16 protein-coding genes are annotated in these 17,388 nt (G+C 74.4%); 12 read left to right on the forward strand and 4 right to left on the reverse strand.

What is annotated here, in order from left to right; genetic code table 11:
* Nucleotides 1-116: 116 nt before the first annotated feature.
* Entirely contained in the window at nucleotides 117-761 is a 645-nt protein-coding gene (locus EV562_RS24175) for a dihydrofolate reductase family protein (protein WP_133888952.1), read from the reverse strand.
* A gap of 201 nt (nucleotides 762-962) precedes the next feature.
* Between EV562_RS24175 and EV562_RS24180 the strand changes: the two genes are divergently transcribed.
* Nucleotides 963-1,535 (forward strand): DinB family protein, encoded by a 573-nt coding sequence (locus EV562_RS24180; protein WP_166661982.1) that lies wholly within the window; start codon nucleotides 963-965, stop codon nucleotides 1,533-1,535.
* A gap of 125 nt (nucleotides 1,536-1,660) precedes the next feature.
* Here the strand turns inward: EV562_RS24180 and EV562_RS24185 are convergent, their stop codons facing one another.
* Nucleotides 1,661-2,281, reverse strand: coding sequence for an SUKH-4 family immunity protein (locus tag EV562_RS24185; RefSeq protein ID WP_133888953.1), 621 nt, complete (start codon nucleotides 2,279-2,281; stop codon nucleotides 1,661-1,663).
* A gap of 140 nt (nucleotides 2,282-2,421) precedes the next feature.
* The gene (locus EV562_RS24190; protein ID WP_133888954.1) at nucleotides 2,422-2,874 is read right to left on the reverse strand and encodes an NUDIX domain-containing protein; all 453 of its coding nucleotides are present in this window, start codon (nucleotides 2,872-2,874) and stop codon (nucleotides 2,422-2,424) included.
* 360 nt (nucleotides 2,875-3,234) lie between these two features.
* Here EV562_RS24190 and EV562_RS24195 point away from each other — a divergent pair, with 360 nt between their 5' ends.
* The 11 genes from EV562_RS24195 (at nucleotide 3,235) to EV562_RS24245 (ending at nucleotide 16,466) form a co-directional block, all read left to right on the forward strand.
* Nucleotides 3,235-4,170, forward strand: a complete 936-nt coding sequence (locus tag EV562_RS24195; RefSeq protein WP_133889124.1) for an EamA family transporter — start codon at nucleotides 3,235-3,237, stop codon at nucleotides 4,168-4,170.
* Nucleotides 4,171-4,260: 90 nt separating this feature from the next.
* Complete coding sequence (locus tag EV562_RS24200) at nucleotides 4,261-6,066, forward strand: serine/threonine-protein kinase (protein WP_133888955.1); 1,806 nt, start codon at nucleotides 4,261-4,263, stop codon at nucleotides 6,064-6,066.
* A 132-nt stretch (nucleotides 6,067-6,198) separates the two neighbouring features.
* Nucleotides 6,199-7,011, forward strand: a complete 813-nt coding sequence (locus EV562_RS24205; protein WP_133888956.1) for a TIGR03084 family metal-binding protein — start codon at nucleotides 6,199-6,201, stop codon at nucleotides 7,009-7,011.
* Nucleotides 7,008-8,678 carry an acyclic terpene utilization AtuA family protein gene (locus tag EV562_RS24210; protein ID WP_133888957.1) on the forward strand — a complete coding sequence of 557 codons (1,671 nt, stop codon included), beginning with the start codon at nucleotides 7,008-7,010 and terminating at the stop codon, nucleotides 8,676-8,678. Before EV562_RS24205 ends, EV562_RS24210 begins: the two co-directional genes overlap by 4 nt.
* Complete coding sequence (locus tag EV562_RS24215; RefSeq protein WP_133888958.1) at nucleotides 8,675-8,869, forward strand: hypothetical protein; 195 nt, start codon at nucleotides 8,675-8,677, stop codon at nucleotides 8,867-8,869. The genes EV562_RS24210 and EV562_RS24215 overlap by 4 nt, the downstream gene beginning before the upstream one ends.
* Nucleotides 8,866-10,464 carry a carboxyl transferase domain-containing protein gene (locus EV562_RS24220; protein WP_133888959.1) on the forward strand — a complete coding sequence of 533 codons (1,599 nt, stop codon included), beginning with the start codon at nucleotides 8,866-8,868 and terminating at the stop codon, nucleotides 10,462-10,464. The genes EV562_RS24215 and EV562_RS24220 overlap by 4 nt, the downstream gene beginning before the upstream one ends.
* Nucleotides 10,465-10,472: 8 nt before the next feature.
* The gene (locus EV562_RS24225) at nucleotides 10,473-12,317 is read left to right on the forward strand and encodes a biotin carboxylase N-terminal domain-containing protein (RefSeq protein WP_133888960.1); all 1,845 of its coding nucleotides are present in this window, start codon (nucleotides 10,473-10,475) and stop codon (nucleotides 12,315-12,317) included.
* Between the two features lie 58 nt (nucleotides 12,318-12,375).
* Nucleotides 12,376-13,524, forward strand: a complete 1,149-nt coding sequence (locus EV562_RS24230) for an acyl-CoA dehydrogenase family protein (RefSeq protein WP_133888961.1) — start codon at nucleotides 12,376-12,378, stop codon at nucleotides 13,522-13,524.
* Between the two features lie 28 nt (nucleotides 13,525-13,552).
* A complete protein-coding gene (locus tag EV562_RS24235) occupies nucleotides 13,553-15,121 on the forward strand; it encodes a 4-coumarate--CoA ligase family protein (RefSeq protein WP_133888962.1) in 1,569 nt (522 codons plus the stop codon).
* Nucleotides 15,118-15,852: an enoyl-CoA hydratase family protein gene (locus EV562_RS24240; RefSeq protein ID WP_133888963.1), complete on the forward strand. Its 735-nt coding sequence runs from the start codon at nucleotides 15,118-15,120 to the stop codon at nucleotides 15,850-15,852. The genes EV562_RS24235 and EV562_RS24240 overlap by 4 nt, the downstream gene beginning before the upstream one ends.
* The gene (locus tag EV562_RS24245; protein WP_166661970.1) at nucleotides 15,840-16,466 is read left to right on the forward strand and encodes a TetR/AcrR family transcriptional regulator; all 627 of its coding nucleotides are present in this window, start codon (nucleotides 15,840-15,842) and stop codon (nucleotides 16,464-16,466) included. Before EV562_RS24240 ends, EV562_RS24245 begins: the two co-directional genes overlap by 13 nt.
* A gap of 105 nt (nucleotides 16,467-16,571) precedes the next feature.
* On the opposite strand, the gene pdxH is transcribed toward EV562_RS24245, so the two are convergent.
* Nucleotides 16,572-17,276: a pyridoxamine 5'-phosphate oxidase gene (pdxH, locus tag EV562_RS24250; protein ID WP_133888964.1), complete on the reverse strand. Its 705-nt coding sequence runs from the start codon at nucleotides 17,274-17,276 to the stop codon at nucleotides 16,572-16,574.
* Between the last annotated feature and the right edge of the window lie 112 nt (nucleotides 17,277-17,388).

Below are 17,388 nucleotides of genomic sequence, written 5' to 3' on the forward strand. Positions count from 1 at the left end.
GCGGTGATCAGGACGCGCCTCGGGTGAGGGCCTCGGAGCGGATCACCGAGGCGCGCGGGTGGAGCCCGGCGAGGCAGCCGTCCGGGATCCTGTCGTCCGGCCCGGTCGGTCCGGTGTCACCGCCGCCAGAACAGGTGGTGGGTCACGCCGCTCGGGCTGGGCACGACGTCCCGGTGGTACCGGTCGAGCAGCTCGTCGGGGGACTCCCACAGGCGGGCCCCGGAGCCGAGCTCCGTCGGCGCGACCGCCACGTGCAGGGTGTCGACGAGGCCGGCGTCGAGGAACTGCCGGATGGTCGTGGCCCCGCCGCCGAGCCGGACGTCGCGGCCCCGCGCCGCCTCCTTCGCCCGGGCGAGCACCGCGGCCGGGTCGCCGCCGACGAAGTGGAACGTGGTGTCGGAGAGCGTGAACGACGGGCGCTCGTGGTGCGTCATGACGAACACCGGCGTGTGGAACGGGGGCTCGTCACCCCACCACCCCTGCCACTCGTGGTCCTGCCAGGGTCCGCGCTGCGGTCCGAACTTGTTGCGGCCCATGATCTCCGCGCCGATGTTGCGGGCGTAGTCCCGGGTGAAGTAGTCGTCCAGGCCGCGGGTGCCTTTCCCGGCGGGGCCGACGGGCGGGTGGTCGGTGGTGAAGGCCCAGGCGAGCAATTGGCCGGGATCCGCGTGGCCGAACGGCTTCTCGAGGCTCTGGCCCTCACCGGCGCCGAATCCGTCGCTCGAGACAGTGAAGTTCTGGACTCGCAGCAACTGGGTCATGTCGCTCCTTCTGCCTGGCCCTCTTCGATCACGTCACGCATGTGACGAACGGTAGACCGGCCCGGCCGGGGAAACTCATCGCCTCATCGCCGCATCGTGCGACATGCATTCCGGAACGGGGATCTAGGACATGTTCGGACCTATATGACGCCTAGCGTGGGCCTCGTACCGACGGAGCAGGAACACCGGAAGGCGGAGACCATGGCCATCGACGAGTCGACCACCCGTGAACCGAACACCAGCGCCCCGACCGAGGCCCCGGCCGTCACCGGTGAGCGTGCCGACCTGCTGGAGACGCTGGCCAAGCACCGGCACTTCCTGCGCTTCACCACCCGCGACCTCACCGACGAGCAGGCCGGGCTGCGGACCACGGCCAGTGAGCTGTGTCTGGGGGGCCTGGTCAAGCACGTGACCGCGGTCGAGCGGGGCTGGGCGGACTTCATCGTGGAGGGGCCGTCCGCGATGGGGGACTTCACGGCCATGACGGAGGCCGACTGGGCCCGGCGGGCCGACGAGTTCCGGATGCTGCCCGGGGACACGCTGGCGGGCGTACTGGCCGACTACGCCGAGGCGGCCCGCCGCACCGACGAACTGGTCGCCGACCTGCCCGACCTGGGGGCCACCCAGCCGTTGCCGAAGGCCCCGTGGTTCCAGGCCGACACCGAGTGGTCGGCGCGCCGGGTGCTGATGCACGTCATCGCCGAGACCGCCCAGCACGCGGGGCACGCCGACATCATCCGCGAGTCCCTGGACGGCGCCAAGAGCATGGGGTGAGCAGGGGGTGAGCAGGGAGCTGCCGGCGGCGTCCGGCCCAGGTCGGCCGCCCACCGGCGGACACCCGGCGGACACCCGGCGGTCGCGCGGCCGTCAGCCGTCAGCCGTCAGCCGTCAGTCAGCCGTCAGCCGTAGAGCGAGCGGGCCCCGGGGCTGTCGCCCGCGAAGCGCTGGCCCATGGCGATCTCGTCGCCGACCACCGCCCAGACCGTCTCGTCGTCCTGGAAGGGGAGGGGGTCGACGTCGTCCGTCTCCCGGCGGACGCGTTCGACCTCGCGCTCCAGGCGCACGAAGCCGGCCTCCTCGTCCTCGTCGTCGCCGAAGGCGAACTCCTCCAGCAGGCGCTGGAACCGGGCGGTGACCCGGACCAGCGAGGAGACGTCCGTGTGGAGTGCCCGCACCGTCTCCTCGTCGGGGTCGACGGCGTACACCGTGCCGCTGTCCGGGTCCAGGGCGAGGTGGGCGTTGAGGAGCCAGCCGACGACGGGCCAGCCGCCCGCTGCCGGGGACGCCCCCTCGAAGTCCTCCGGGTCGACGACGTCCCGTACGAGGGGCAGCCGGCCGTCCTCCTCGTCGGCGGCGGGCTCACGCAGCAGGAGCGTTCCGGTGGGGGCGCCGACGGTCTGGAGAAGGCGGGCGCCCTCGGTGCCCGCCGCGAGGGGCGGGAAGGCGGCGGCGGGCAGGGTCGCGAGCCGGTGCTCGCCGAAGGTGTCGGCGAGTTCGCCGCGGGAGACGTCGAAAAGCATGCGGGCAGGGCTCCGAACTCAGCGGTGGCGCGGGGGCCGTGGGGACGTCCGGGTCACTCTACGAGGCCCCGGGGCCCCGACGCGGACACCGGCCGCAAGCGCTGAGAACGCGACCTCCGTGGGCGGGCGCCGGCCCCCGCTCAGGGCGTCGTCTCGCCCCGTACCAGCGGGCGGCACACCGGCTGGACGTCCTCGGGGAGGTCGTCCGGGCGGCACCAGCGGGCCTCCAGGATCTCGAACGGGTCGAGGCGCAGCTCGCCGCCCAGCAGCCGGGCCTCGAACGCCACCTCCAGGCGGGTGCGCAGGCCGCTGTTCAGCAGGACCAGCCGGCCCACCTCCACGTCGAGGCCGGTCTCCTCCTTGACCTCACGGACCACGGTCTGCCGGAAGTCCTCGCCCTTGTGCGCGAAGCCGCTCGGCAGTCCCCACTGGCGGCCCGGAGCCCACAGCCGGTGCTTCAGCATCAGGACCCGCCCCTCGTCGTCCCGCACGACGCCGGTCACGCCGACCACGAACTTGGCGTTCACCAACCACATCACGCGGCTCTGCACGGGGCGCAGCAGGCGCCAGAGGCGGGTCAGGAGTGGTCTCACAGAGCGGACGGTACCCGGTCGGTCCGCGTGTATGACCGGTCGGTCCCGCCCGGCCCGGAGCGCCCGTGGGCGGCCGTTCCCGCCGTGCCCGGAGCGCCCCGGGGCGGCCGGTCCCGCCCGGCCCGGCGGCGCCTCCGGGTGGCCGGCCCGTTCGCCTGGCGGACGTGCGTTGACAGTGACGGCACCCGGCCCTGACAGTTGCGTGAGAGCGGTACATGCCTGACACAGTCCACTGTTGTGGACTGCGCAGTACAGTGTGCTGAACGACATCCACCCGCAGACCCGCCCGGAGCCCCCGTGAGTACCCCCCGCGCCGACGCCGGCGTCACGCCCGGCACCTCCTCCCCGGCCGTCGCCCCCGTGGCCGCCCCCGAGGCCGCAGCCGCCGCCGGTCAGGCGTCCGCCCCGGACGGTGCTCCGGGCGGGCGGTTCGGTTCCCTCGGGCCGGTCGGTCTGGTCCTCGCCGGGGGGATCTCCGTGCAGTTCGGCGCCGCGCTCGCGGTGAGCCTGATGCCGCGGGCCGGGGCGCTCGGCGTGGTGACCCTGCGGCTGGTGGTGGCCGCCGTCGTCATGCTCGTGGTCTGCCGGCCCCGGCTGCGCGGCCACTCCCGGGCCGACTGGGGCACGGTCGTCGTCTTCGGCATCGCCATGGCCGGTATGAACGGCCTCTTCTACCAGGCCGTCGACCGCATCCCGCTGGGCCCCGCCGTCACCCTGGAGGTGCTCGGCCCGCTCGCCCTGTCCGTCTTCGCCTCCCGCCGGGCGGTCAACCTGGTCTGGGCCGGGCTCGCCCTGGCCGGCGTCTTCCTGCTGAGCGGCGGCGGCTTCGACGACCTCGACCCGGCCGGTGCCGCCTTCGCCCTGGCGGCGGGCGCCATGTGGGCGGCGTACATCGTCTTCAGTGCCCGCACCGGGCGGCGCTTCCCGCAGGCCGACGGCCTGGCCCTGGCGATGGTGGTCGGGGCGCTGCTGTTCCTGCCGCTGGGCATCGCCGAGTCGGGGGCGAAGCTGATCGACCCGACGACGCTCGCGCTGGGCGCCGGGGTCGCCGTGCTCTCCTCCGTCCTGCCCTACACCCTCGAACTGCTGGCCCTGCGCCGCCTGCCCGCGCCGACCTTCGCCATCCTCATGAGTCTGGAACCCGCCATCGCCGCGGCGGCCGGCTTCCTCATCCTCGACCAGGCCCTGTCCGCCACCCAGTCCGCCGCCATCGCCCTGGTCATCGCGGCGAGCATGGGCGCCGTACGGACCCAGGTGGGGCGGCGGAAGGCGAAGGCTCTCCCCGAGGTCCCGTAGCGCACCCTCGGCGCCGGACGGGCCGGGCGGCAGTCGCACCGCATAGGCTGCGTCCCTGGTCAGCTCATCGGGATCACGGGGAGGGAACCGATGAATCACCCGGCCGGGGTCTTCAAGCCCCTGCAGGACGACGATCCGCGCACGGTGGCCGGTTACCGTCTCGCGGCACGCCTCGGAGCGGGCGGCATGGGGCGGGTCTACCTGTCGCACACCCGGGGCGGCCGGCCCGTGGCCGTCAAGGTCGTACGGTCCGAGCTGGCCGACGACCCGGCCTTCCGGCGGCGGTTCGGCCGGGAGATCGGGGCGGCCCGGAAGGTGAAGGGCGCCTACACGGCCGAACTGATCGACGCCGACCCGGACGCCGCCCCGCCCTGGCTGGCCACGCTGTACGTGCCCGGGCCCTCCCTGTCGGACGTCGTCGCGCGCGGCGGGCCGCTGCCGGTGCCCGCGGTGCTGTGGCTGATGGCGGGGGTCGCCGAGGCGCTGCAGGCCATCCACGGCGCGGGGATCGTGCACCGGGACCTCAAGCCGGCGAACGTCCTGCTGGCCGCCGACGGACCGCGGGTCATCGACTTCGGCATCTCGCTCGCCGCCGACAGCACCGCGCACACCGCCACGGGCAGCACCATCGGCACGCCCCAGTACATGGCCCCCGAGCAGGCGTCGGCGGGTGACATCACGGCGGCCACCGACATCTTCGCGCTCGGCCAGACGGCCGCCTTCGCGGCGCTCGGCAGCCCGCTGTACGGCGACGGCCCGGCCGCCACCGTGCTCTACCGGATCGTCCACTCGGAGCCCGACCTGTCCGGGGTGCCCGAGCGCCTGCGCGACCTGCTCGCCCGGTGCCTGGCCGCCGACCCGGGGGAACGGGCCACCCCGACCGAGGTCGTCGAGTGGTGCCGCCGGGAGCTGGGCCGGGACGGCGGGGAGGAGGCCGGTCCGGCCCTGTGGCGGGAGATCGCCGGGCCGCCGGTGACGGTTCCGCCGCCGGCCGCGGCCACGGGACCGGCGACCGCCGCGGCACCGGTCGCGGCACCGGGGCCGACCGCGGTGCACACGACGCCGTGGACCGTTCCGCAGCCGGCGGCTCCGCCGCAGGGGGCCGTCCCGGCGCCCTGGCAGGCGGTCCCCGGGCCCTGGCCGGGCGCCGTCGGACCGGGCGGCCCGACGGTGCCGCGACGGCCGGCCGGGCCGGAGGAGCGCAGGCGCCGCCGGAGGAACACCGTCCTGATCTCGGTCGGTGCCGTCGTCGCGTGCGGCCTGGTGATCGCGGCGGGGTCGGCGCTCCTGGACGCGGCGGGGCGAGGGATCGAACGGGTCCGGGACGCAGCCGCGTCCGAGTCCGCGTCGGCGGCGGCGGAGTCCGCGTCCGGCGCGCCCCGGCCGGTTGCGGAGGGGTCGCCGGCCGACGGGGAGGCCGGGGCGTCCGGGGCGTCGGCCGGGCCGGGCGCCGCCCCGTCCGCCGACACGTCGGACACGGGGGCGGAGGGGGCCGGGGCCGGTACCAGGGCACCGGCGGCCCACGTCTACTACGCCCCGATGCTGAAGGGGGACAACTCGCTGATCCTCCACAACGGCAAGGAGCGGAAGGACCGCAAGGGAGATGTCCGCTTCGGCTGCGAGAGCGCGGGCTGCGAACTGACGAGTGACACCAGCGTGATGGTCCACAACGTCCGCGGTCCCGGCGCCACGTACGAGACGTGCCGTCAGCTGACCTCCGGCCCGGAGGCCCCCCGTGAACTCCTGCTGGCCGACAAGGCGGCGGGAAGCGAGATCTGCGTCAAGCACCGCAACGGCGACATCGCGCTGATGGTCATCGAGGTCAAGTCGACCGCCCTGCCGGACATCGGCTTCCTCACCACGGATCTGACGGTCTGGCCCGCGGAGAAGGACTAGCGACGCCCGGCGGCCGAGCGGCGTTCGAGCGTCCCGCGAAAATCATGCAAGCGTGCTTGATTGTTGTCACCGCCCCTGCCATGCTCCTCACCACACCGCGCCGCACGCCGCCGTGCCCGAGGGGAGCGACCCGTGTCCGACCCGACGCCCGTGATCGAGGACCTGCGCGAGGAGAGCGAGGAACTCGACGCGCTGGTAGCCGATTTGAGCCCGGAGGAGTGGCGCACGGCCACCCCGGCGCCCGGCTGGACGATCGCCCACCAGATCGCGCACCTGCACTGGACCGACCGGGCCGCCCATGTCGCCGTCACCGACGGCGACGGGTTCAAGGGGCTGATCGAACAGGCCCTCGCCGCGCCCGACCGCTACGTCGACGACGCCGCCGAGGAGGGGGCCGCGCAGGACCCCGCCGTGCTGCTGGCGGCCTGGCGGGAGGGCCGCGCCGCCCTCGACGGGGCCCTGCGCGCCGCCGCCCCCGGTGCCCGCTTCCCCTGGTACGGCCCGCCCATGGCCACCGCATCCATGGCCACCGCCCGCCTGATGGAGACGTGGGCGCACGGCCTGGACGTCGCGGCGGCCCTCGGCGTCTCCCGCCCGCCCACGGACCGCCTGCGGCACGTCGCCCGCATCGGCGTCCGCGCCCGGGACTTCGCCTACGCCGCCCACGGACTCACGCCGCCCGCCGAGCCGTTCCGCGTCGAACTCACCGGCCCCGGCGGCGACCTGTGGACGTACGGCCCCGAGGACGCCGCCCAGCGTGTCACCGGCCCGGCGCTCGACTTCTGTCTGCTCGCCACCCAGCGCGCCCACCGTGCCGACCTCGACCTCGCCGCCGAGGGGCCGGACGCCGACCGCTGGCTGGACATCGCCCAGGCCTTCGCCGGACCGCCGGGAGCCGGACGCCCGCCGGGAGCCGGACGCCCGCCGAAGGGAGAGCCCCGGTGAGCGTGCTCCGGATCGGCAACGCCTCCGGCTTCTACGGCGACCGCTTCGACGCCGTGCGCGAGATGCTCACCGGCGGCCCCCTGGACGTCCTCACCGGTGACTACCTCGCCGAGCTGACCATGCTCATCCTGGGCCGCGACCGCCTGAAGGACCCCGGCGCCGGATACGCCCGCACCTTCCTGCGCCAGCTGGAGGAGTGCCTCGGCCTCGCCCACGAGCGGGGCGTCCGGATCGTCGCCAACGCAGGCGGCCTGAACCCCGCCGGACTCGCCGACGCCGTACGGGCGCTGGCCGAGCGGCTCGGCATACCCGTCCGCGTCGCGCACGTCGAGGGCGACGACCTGAACGCCGCCCACCCGGGGGCGCTGGCCGCGCACGCCTACCTCGGCGGCTTCGGCATCGCCGCGTGCCTGCGGGCCGGCGCGGACGTGGTCGTCACCGGACGCGTCACCGACGCCGCGCTGGTCACCGGGCCGGCCGCCGCGCACTTCGGCTGGGGGCCCGCCGAGTACGACCGCCTCGCGGGCGCCGTCGTCGCCGGGCACGTGCTGGAGTGCGGGGCGCAGGCGACCGGCGGCAACTACGCCTTCTTCCAGGACGGCGACGTACGGCGGCCCGGCTTCCCGCTCGCCGAACTGCACGCCGACGGCACCTTCGTCGTCACCAAGCACGACGGCACCGGCGGCTTCGTCGACGTCGGCACCGTCACCGCGCAACTGCTGTACGAGACGGGCGGCGCCCGGTACGCCGGACCCGACGTCACCACCCGGCTCGACACCGTCCGGCTCACCCAGGACGGCCCGGACCGCGTCCGCGTCGAGGGCGTGCGCGGCGAGGCACCGCCGCCCACCCTCAAGGTCGGCCTCAACCGCCTCGGCGGCTTCCGCAACGAGGTGGCCTTCGTGCTCACCGGCCTGGACGTCGAGGCCAAGGCCGCACTGGTGCGGGACCAGATGGAACCCGCGCTCGGCAAGATCGCCGACGTCCGCTGGGACCTGGTGCGCACCGACCGCCCCGACGCCCCGACCGAGGAGACGGCGAGCGCCCTGCTCCGGCTCGTCGTCCGGGACACCGACCAGCAGGCGGTCGGACGGGCGTTGAGCGGCGCAGCGATCGAGCTGGCCCTCGCCGGATATCCCGGCTTCCACGTACTGGCGCCACCCGGGAAGGGCGCGCCCTACGGCGTGTTCGATGCCGTCCACGTCCCCCAGGACACCGTCGAGCACGTCGCCGTCCTGCCCGACGGACGCCGGGTCGCGGTGCCGCCCGCCCAGGACACCGCCGTACTCCGAGCGGTACCGGAACCGCCCCTGCCGCCGCCCCTCCCGCCCGGCCCGGTCCGCCGTGCCCCGCTCGGCCTCGTGGCCGGGGCCCGCAGCGGCGACAAGGGCGGTGACGCCAACGTCGGCGTATGGGCGCGGACCGAGGACGCCTGGCGCTGGCTCGCCCACGAACTGACCGGCGACCGGTTCCGCGAGCTGATCCCGGAGGCCCGCGACCTGCCCGTCGCCCGGCACCGGCTCCCCAACCTGAGCGCCCTCAACTTCGTCGTCGAGGGCATCCTCGGCGAGGGCGTCGCCGCACAGGCCCGCTTCGACCCCCAGGCCAAGGCGCTCGGCGAATGGCTGCGCTCCCGGCACCTGGACATCCCGGAGCGCCTGCTGTGACCGCCCCGCCGTACGCCCCCGTCCCGGTGGGCGCCGTCGTGTCCGTCCCGCCGTACACGCCGGACGGCCCGGCTGTGTCCGTCCCGCCGTACGCCCCCGTCCCGGTGGGCGCCGCTGTGTCCGTCCCGCCGTACACGCCGGACGGCCCGGCTGTGCCCGCCCCGCCGCACACCCAGGAGGCCCCGCTGTGACCGTCCTGTCCTCCGCCCTGGACCCGGCCGCCCCCGACCACCGCGCCCACCGCGAGGCGATGCTCGCCAAACTCGCCGACCTGGACGCCGAGCACGCCAAGGCCCTCGCGGGCGGCGGCGAGAAGTACGTCGCCCGGCACCGGGGGCGCGGCAAGCTGCTGGCCCGCGAGCGCATCGAGCTGCTCCTCGACCCGGACACGCCGTTCCTGGAGCTGTCGCCGCTGGCCGCCTGGGGGAGCGAGTACACGGTCGGCGCTTCCCTCGTCACCGGCATCGGCGTCGTCGAGGGCGTCGAGTGCCTGATCACCGCCAACGACCCGACCGTGCGCGGCGGCGCCAGCAATCCCTGGTCGCTGAAGAAGGCCCTGCGCGCCAACGACATCGCGCTCGCCAACCGGCTGCCCTGCATCAGCCTGGTGGAGTCCGGCGGCGCCGACCTGCCCTCCCAGAAGGAGATCTTCATCCCGGGCGGCGCGATCTTCCGGGACCTGACCCGGCTGTCGGCGGCCGGCATCCCCACGATCGCCGTCGTCTTCGGCAACTCCACGGCCGGGGGCGCCTACATCCCCGGCATGTCCGACCACGTGATCATGGTCAAGGAGCGCGCCAAGGTGTTCCTCGGCGGTCCGCCGCTGGTCAAGATGGCCACCGGCGAGGAGAGCGACGACGAGTCGCTGGGCGGCGCCGAGATGCACGCCCGCACCTCCGGCCTCGCCGACCACTTCGCCGTCGACGAACCGGACGCCCTGCGCCAGGCCCGCCGCGTCGTCGCCCGCCTCAACCACCGCAAGGCGTACGCCGATCCGCCGCTGGCCGAACCGCCGAAGTACGACCCCGAGGAACTCCTCGGCATCGTCCCCGGCGACCTGCGCACCCCCTTCGACCCGCGCGAGGTGATCGCCCGGATCGTCGACGCCTCCGACTTCGACGAGTTCAAGCCCCTGTACGGGACCAGCCTGGCCACCGGCTGGGCGAGCCTGCACGGCTATCCGGTCGGCATTCTCGCCAACGCGCGGGGCGTCCTGTTCAGCGAGGAGTCGCAGAAGGCGGCCCAGTTCATCCAGCTCGCCAACCAGCGCGACATCCCGCTCCTGTTCCTCCACAACACCACCGGTTACATGGTCGGCAGGGAGTACGAGCAGGGCGGCATCATCAAGCACGGCGCCATGATGATCAACGCGGTCTCCAACTCCCGCGTCCCCCACCTGTCCGTCCTGATGGGGGCCTCCTACGGCGCCGGTCACTACGGCATGTGCGGCCGCGCCTACGACCCGCGCTTCCTCTTCGCCTGGCCCAGCGCCAAGTCCGCCGTCATGGGCCCGCAGCAACTGGCCGGCGTGCTCTCCATCGTCGCCCGCCAGTCCGCCGCCGCGAAGGGCCAGCCGTACGACGACGAGGGCGACGCCGCCCTGCGCGCCATGGTGGAGCAGCAGATCGAGTCCGAGTCGCTCCCCATGTTCCTGTCCGGGCGGCTCTACGACGACGGCGTCATCGACCCCCGCGACACCCGCACCGTGCTCGGCCTGTGCCTGTCCGCCGTCCACACCACCCCCTACGAGGGCGCGCGCGGCGGCTTCGGCGTCTTCCGGATGTGAGGAACCAAGTGATTGCTTCCGTACTGGTCGCCAACCGGGGCGAGATCGCCTGCCGCGTCTTCCGCACCTGCCGCGAGGCGGGCATCCGCACCGTCGCCGTGCACTCGGACGCCGACGAGAACGCCCTCCACGTGCGCGTGGCCGACGCCGCCGTACGCCTGCCGGGCGCGTCGCCCGCCGACACCTACCTGCGCGGCGAACTGATCGTGAAGGCCGCGGTCGCCGCCGGAGCCGACGCCGTCCACCCCGGCTACGGCTTCCTCTCCGAGAACGCCGACTTCGCGCGCGCCGTGCGGGACGCGGGGCTGGTGTGGATCGGGCCGCCGCCCGAGGCCATCGAGGAGATGGCGTCCAAGACCCGTGCCAAGGAGCTGATGGGCCTCGCGCCCCTCACCGACGTCACCGCGGCCGACCTGCCGGTGCTGGTGAAGGCGGCGGCCGGCGGCGGCGGACGCGGCATGCGCGTCGTCCGGGACCTCGCCGACCTCGACGCCGAACTGACCGCCGCCCGCGCGGAGGCCGCGAGCGCCTTCGGCGACGGCGAGGTGTTCGTCGAGCCGTACCTGGAGAACGGCCGCCACGTCGAGGTGCAGATCCTCGCCGACACCCACGGCACCGTGTGGGCGCTCGGCACCCGCGACTGCTCCCTCCAGCGCCGCCACCAGAAGGTGATCGAGGAGGCCCCGGCGCCCGGCCTGAGCCCCGGTCTCACCGCCGAGCTCCACGACCTCGCCGTGCGCGCCGCCCGCGCCGTCGACTACGTCGGTGCCGGGACCGTCGAGTTCCTCGTCGCCGACGGCAGGGCGCACTTCCTGGAGATGAACACCCGCCTCCAGGTCGAACACCCCGTCACCGAGGCCGTCTTCGGCATCGACCTCGTCGCCCTCCAGCTCGGGATCGCCGAAGGACAGGCCCTCGAAGGCGATCCCCCGCCCCCGCGCGGCCACGCCGTCGAGGCCCGCCTGTACGCCGAGGACCCGTCCCGGGGCTGGGCCCCGCAGACCGGGCGCCTGCACCGCCTGACCGTGCCCGACGGCATCCGCCTGGACACCGGCTGCACCGACGGCGACGACATCGGCGTCCACTACGACCCGATGCTCGCCAAGGCGGTCGCCCACGCGCCCACGCGCGCGGAGGCCGTCCGCCGCCTCGCCGGCGCCCTGGAACGGGCGGCGATCCACGGCCCGGTCACCAACCGCGACCTGCTCGTCCGCTCGCTGCGCCACGAGGAGTTCACGTCCGGCCGCATGGACACCGGCTTCTACGACCGCCACCTGACCGGCCTGACGCGGCCCGCCCCCGACCCGCTCGCCCCCCTGGCCGCCGCCCTGGCCGACGCGAGCACCCGCGCGGGCCGCTTCGGCGGCTGGCGCAACCTGCCCTCGGGACCCCAGGTCAAGCGCTACGCCGTGGACGGCGAGGAAGTCGAGGTCCGCTACCGCCACACCCGTACCGGTCTCGCCGCCGACGGCGTCCGCGTCGTCCACGCCGACGCCGGGCGGGTCGTCCTCGAAACCGACGGCGTGCAGCGCCGCTTCGCCGTCGCCCGCTACGGCGACCAGGTCCACGTCGACGCCACGCGCCTCACCGCCCTGCCCCGCTTCCCCGACCCCACCACCCAGCACGCCCCCGGCTCCCTCCTGGCCCCGATGCCGGGCACGGTCGTCCGCGTCGCGGAGGGCCTGACGGAGGGCACCACCGTCCAGGCGGGCCAGCCGTTGCTGTGGCTGGAGGCCATGAAGATGGAACACCGGATCACTGCTCCGGCCACGGGAACGCTCGCCGCGCTGAACGCCGTACCGGGACAGCAAGTGACGGTCGGCTCTCTGCTGGCGGTGGTGCAAGCGTCCTAGGCGCGCGGGGAACCGCGCGACAAGCCACGACGAAGCCCGCACCCGAAGGAGCACACAGATGTCCGCCCTCGTCGAATCCGAAGAGCACAAGTCCCTCCGCGCAGCGGTGGCGGCCTTCGCCCGGACCCACCCCCACATCGCCAGCCCCGAAGACAACCGGCGCCTCTGGCAAGCCGCCGCCAAGCTCGGCTACATAGGCGTCAACCTGCCGGAGGCATACGGCGGAGGCGGCGCCGGCATCACCGAACTCTCCCTCGTCCTCGAAGAGCTGGGCGCCGCGGGCAACCCCCTGCTCATGATGATCGTCTCCCCGGCGATCTGCGGCACCGTCATCGCCCGCTTCGGCACCGAGGAACAGAAGCGCGAGTGGCTCCCGCCGCTCGCCGACGGCACCCGCCTCATGGCCTTCGGCATCACCGAACCCGACGCCGGCTCCAACAGCCACCGCATCACCACCACCGCCCGCCGCGACGCGGCCACCGGGGACTGGGTCCTCACCGGACGCAAGGTCTTCGTCTCCGGCGTCGACATCGCCGACGCCACCCTGATCGTCGGCCGCACCGAGGACGCTCGCACCGGCAGGCTCAAGCCCTGCCTGTTCATCGTCCCGCGCGACGCCCCCGGCTTCGGACGCCGCCCCATCGACATGGAACTGTCCGCCGTGGAGCGGCAGTTCGAACTGACCCTGGACGACGTACGGCTGCCCGCCGACGCCCTGGTCGGCGACGAGGACGCGGGGCTCCTCCAGCTCTTCGCCGGTCTCAACCCCGAGCGCGTGATGACGGCGGCGTTCGGCATCGGCATGGGCCGCTACGCCCTCGGCAAGGCCCTCGCGTACGCCCGTGAGCGCACCGTGTGGAAGACCCCCATCGGCGCCCACCAGGCCATCGCGCACCCCCTCGCCCAGGCCCACATCGACCTCGAACTGGCCCGCCTGATGATGCAGAAGGCGGCCCACCTGTACGACGCGGGTGACGACGTCGGCGCCGGCGAGGCCGCCAACATGGCGAAGTACGCGGCCGGGGAGGCCTGTGTGAAGGCCGTCGACCAGGCCGTGCACACCCTCGGCGGCAACGGCCTCACCCGCGAGTACGGCCTCGGCCGGCTGATCACGGCGTCGCGCGTCGCCCGGATCGCCCCGGTGAGCCGGGAGATGATCCTCAACTACGTCTCCCACCAGACCCTGGGCCTTCCCAAGTCGTACTAGGCCGTATACAGCCCGCGTTGGAGGAACCGTGTTCCGCAGCGAGTACGCAGACGTCCCGCCCGTCGACCTGCCCATCCACGACGCGGTGCTCGGCGGGGCCGCCGCCTTCGGCGGCACCCCGGCGCTGATCGACGGCACCGACGGCACCACCCTCACCTACGAGCAGGTGGACCGCTTCCACCGGCGCGTCGCCGCCGCCCTCGCCGAGACCGGCGTACGCAAGGGCGACGTCCTCGCCCTGCACAGCCCCAACACCGTCGCCTTCCCCCTGGCCTTCTACGCGGCCACCCGCGCGGGCGCCTCCGTCACCACCGTGCACCCGCTCGCCACCGCCGAGGAGTTCGCCAAGCAGCTGAAGGACTGCGCCGCCCGCTGGATCGTCACCGTCTCACCGCTCCTCGCCACCGCCCGCCGTGCCGCCGAACTGGCGGGCGGCGTCCAGGAGATCCTGGTCTGCGACAGCGCGCCCGGCCACCGCTCCCTCGTCGACATGCTGGCCTCGACCGCACCCGAACCGTCCGTCGCCATCGACCCCGCGGAGGACGTCGCCGCCCTGCCGTACTCCTCGGGCACCACCGGTACGCCCAAGGGCGTGATGCTCACCCACCGGCAGATCGCCACCAACCTCGCCCAGCTCGAACCGCTGATGCCCGCCGCACCCGGCGACCGCGTCCTCGCCGTGCTGCCGTTCTTCCACATCTACGGCCTCACCGCCCTGATGAACGCCCCGCTGCGGCTCGGCGCCACCGTCGTCGTGCTGCCCCGCTTCGACCTGGAGCAGTTCCTCGCCGCCATCCAGAACCACCGCATCACCAGCCTCTACGTCGCCCCGCCGATCGTCCTGGCCCTCGCCAAGCACCCCCTGGTCACCGACTACGACCTGTCCTCGCTGAAGTACGTCGTCAGCGCCGCCGCCCCGCTGGACGCGCGCCTCGCCGCCGCCTGCTCCCAGCGGCTCGGCCTGCCGCCCGTCGGCCAGGCCTACGGCATGACGGAACTGTCCCCGGGCACCCACGTCGTCCCCCTCGACGCCATGGCCGCCGCGCCGCCCGGCACCGTCGGCAAGCTGATCGCCGGCACCGAGATGCGGATCGTATCCCTCACCGAACCCGGCAAGGACCTCGGAACCGGCGAAGCCGGGGAGATCCTCATCCGCGGGCCGCAGGTCATGAAGGGCTACCTGGGCCGGCCCGACGCCACCGCCGCCGTGATCGACGAGGAGGGCTGGCTGCACACCGGCGACGTCGGGCACGTCGACGGGGGAGGCTGGCTGTTCGTCGTCGACCGGGTCAAGGAGCTGATCAAGTACAAGGGGTTCCAGGTGGCCCCCGCCGAACTGGAGGCCCTCCTGCTCACCCACCCCGGCGTCGCCGACGCGGCCGTCATCGGCGCCTACGACGACGACGGCAACGAGGTACCGCACGCCTTCGTCGTCCGCCGGCCGGCCGCACCCCGGCTCGCGGAGGGCGAGATCATGATGTACGTCGCCGAACGCGTCGCCCCCTACAAACGCGTCCGCCGGGTCACCTTCGTCGACGCCGTCCCCCGGGCCGCCTCCGGCAAGATCCTCCGCCGGCAGCTGAGGGAGCGGCGATGACCCTTATCAACCGCACCCGCGCCCGGGGCGTCGAGACCCTCACCCTCGACTCGCCGCACAACCGCAACGCCCTGTCCGCCGCCCTCGTCGGCGACCTCGCCGACGCCCTCGCCGCGGCGGGCGGCGACCCCGGCGTCCGCGCCGTCGTCCTCACCCACACCGGCACCACCTTCAGCGCCGGCGCCGACCTGCGCGACCCGCCCGACCCCGACGCCCTGGTCGGCCTGTTCCGGCGGATCGCCGAAGTGCCGAAGCCGGTGATCGCCCGGGTCGCCGGACACGTCCGCGCGGGCGGCCTCGGCCTGGTCGCCGCCTGCGACATCGCGGCGGCGTCCACGGCGTCGACCTTCGCCTTCACCGAGGTCCGCATCGGCGTGGCGCCCGCCGTGATCTCCCTGACCCTGCTGCCCCGCACCGACCCCCGCGCCCTCGCCCGTTACTACCTCACCGGCGAGCGCTTCGACGCCGCCGAGGCCGCCCGCATCGGCCTGGTCACGGCGGCGGGCGACGACGTGGACGCCGTACTCGAACCCGTCCTCGACGGTGTGCGCCGTGCCTCACCCCAGGGTCTGGCCGAGACGAAACGGCTGCTCACGGCTAGGGTGCTGGAAGCCTTCGACCGGGACGCGGCCGGCCTGACCGCGCTCTCGGCCCGGCTGTTCGCCTCCCCGCAGGCCCGCGAGGGGATGACGGCCTTCCTCGAACGACGGGATCCGCAATGGGTGGTGTGAGCGGCGCCGTGGGCGCGGCCGAGCGTGCGGAGCGCGTGCCCAAGCAGGACCGCAGCCGGGCCACCCGGCAGCGGCTCCTGGAGGCCGCCGTGGCCTGCCTCGCCGCGCGCGGCTGGGCCGGCTCCACGGTCTCCGTCGTCGCCGAGCACGCCGGTGTCTCCCGCGGCGCCGCCCAGCATCACTTCCCCACCCGCGAGGACCTCTTCACGGCGGCCGTGGAGTACGTCGCCGAGGAACGCTCCACCGCGCTGCGCGCCCTCTTCCCCGACGGCGCGGCCGCCGGGGACCGGCGCGCGGTGGTCGCCGCCCTCGTCGACCTCTACACCGGCCCGCTCTTCCGCGCCGCCCTGCACCTGTGGGTCGCCGCCTCCAACGAGGAGCAGCTGCGCGGCCGGGTCACCGAACTGGAGGCCCGCGTCGGCCGCGAGAGCCACCGCGTCGCCGTCGACCTCCTGGGCGCCGACGAGACCCGCCCCGGCGCCCGCGAGACCGTCCAGGGCCTCCTGGACATGGCCCGCGGCCTGGGCCTGGCCAACCTCCTCACCGACGACGCGGCCCGGCGGGAGAGGGTGGTCGAGCAGTGGACGCGCCTGCTGGAGCAGGCGCTGGACTGAGCCGGGCGGCCGGTCGCCGCGGGAGGTCGCTCTGCCCTCGGCGGACGGGCGGCGCCCCGGTGGACCCGGCGCGGACCCGGCGTCACGCCGGCGCGCTCGGCCGGCTCACGGACTCAGCCGCTCCACCCGCCAGCCACCGCCGCCCTCCGCCACGTACCGCAGCCGGTCGTGCAGCCGGTTCTCCCGGCCCTGCCAGAACTCCACCGACCCCGGCACCACCCGGAACCCGCCCCAGTGCGGCGGCACCGGCACCTGCTCGCCCTCCGGATAGCGCGCGGCCAGCTCGGCGTACGCCGAGTCCAGGGCGCCGCGGCCCGGCACCACCGAGGACTGGACGCTCGCCCAGGCACCCAGCTGTGAGCCGTGCGGCCGGGTCCGGAAGTAGGCGGCGGTCTCGTCCCGCCCGGTGCGGCGCGCCACACCCGTGACCACGACCTGCCGGGCCATGGGATGCCAGGGGAACAGCAGCGAGACGTACGGGTTCGCGTCCAGCTCGCGCGCCTTGCGGGAGTCGTAGTTGGTGTAGAAGACGAACCCCTGCTCGTCGAAGTGCTTCAGCAGCACCGTGCGGGAGCTGGGCCGCCCCTCGGCGTCCGCGGTGGACACCACCATGGCGTTCGGCTCGAACAGCCCACCGTCCGTCGCCGCCTGCTTGAACCAGCGCGCGAACTGCTCGACGGGCGTCGCCGCCAGCTCGGGCTCGGCCAGCCCCTCGGCCCGGTACTGCTTGCGCATCGAGGCGAGGTCGAAGGGGACTTCGGCGCCGGCGGGACGGGTGGAATCGGCTTCGCGATCGGTCACGCCGCCCATCCTGCCGCATCCCTCCGTCCCCCGGACCCGGCTGGCACCGAGTGCCGCACCCACTCCCCAAGCGCGGCACGCGGGGATATCGTGCTTGCTCCCGCTCCGGCCGGATGACCGA

This window comes from Streptomyces sp. BK208 (assembly GCF_004364245.1).
Lineage (GTDB): Bacteria > Actinomycetota > Actinomycetes > Streptomycetales > Streptomycetaceae > Streptomyces.

Bases quoted from the DNA above. Each gene is read 5' to 3' on its own strand.
- EV562_RS24175 (WP_133888952.1), bottom strand. From the start codon at position 761: ATGACCCAGTTGCTGCGAGTCCAGAACTTCACTGTCTCGAGCGACGGA.
- EV562_RS24180 (WP_166661982.1), top strand. From the start codon at position 963: ATGGCCATCGACGAGTCGACCACCCGTGAACCGAACACCAGCGCCCCG.
- EV562_RS24185 (WP_133888953.1), bottom strand. From the start codon at position 2,281: ATGCTTTTCGACGTCTCCCGCGGCGAACTCGCCGACACCTTCGGCGAG.
- EV562_RS24200 (WP_133888955.1), top strand. From the start codon at position 4,261: ATGAATCACCCGGCCGGGGTCTTCAAGCCCCTGCAGGACGACGATCCG.
- EV562_RS24230 (WP_133888961.1), top strand. From the start codon at position 12,376: ATGTCCGCCCTCGTCGAATCCGAAGAGCACAAGTCCCTCCGCGCAGCG.
- EV562_RS24240 (WP_133888963.1), top strand. From the start codon at position 15,118: ATGACCCTTATCAACCGCACCCGCGCCCGGGGCGTCGAGACCCTCACC.
- EV562_RS24245 (WP_166661970.1), top strand. From the start codon at position 15,840: ATGGGTGGTGTGAGCGGCGCCGTGGGCGCGGCCGAGCGTGCGGAGCGC.
- pdxH (WP_133888964.1), bottom strand. From the start codon at position 17,276: ATGGGCGGCGTGACCGATCGCGAAGCCGATTCCACCCGTCCCGCCGGC.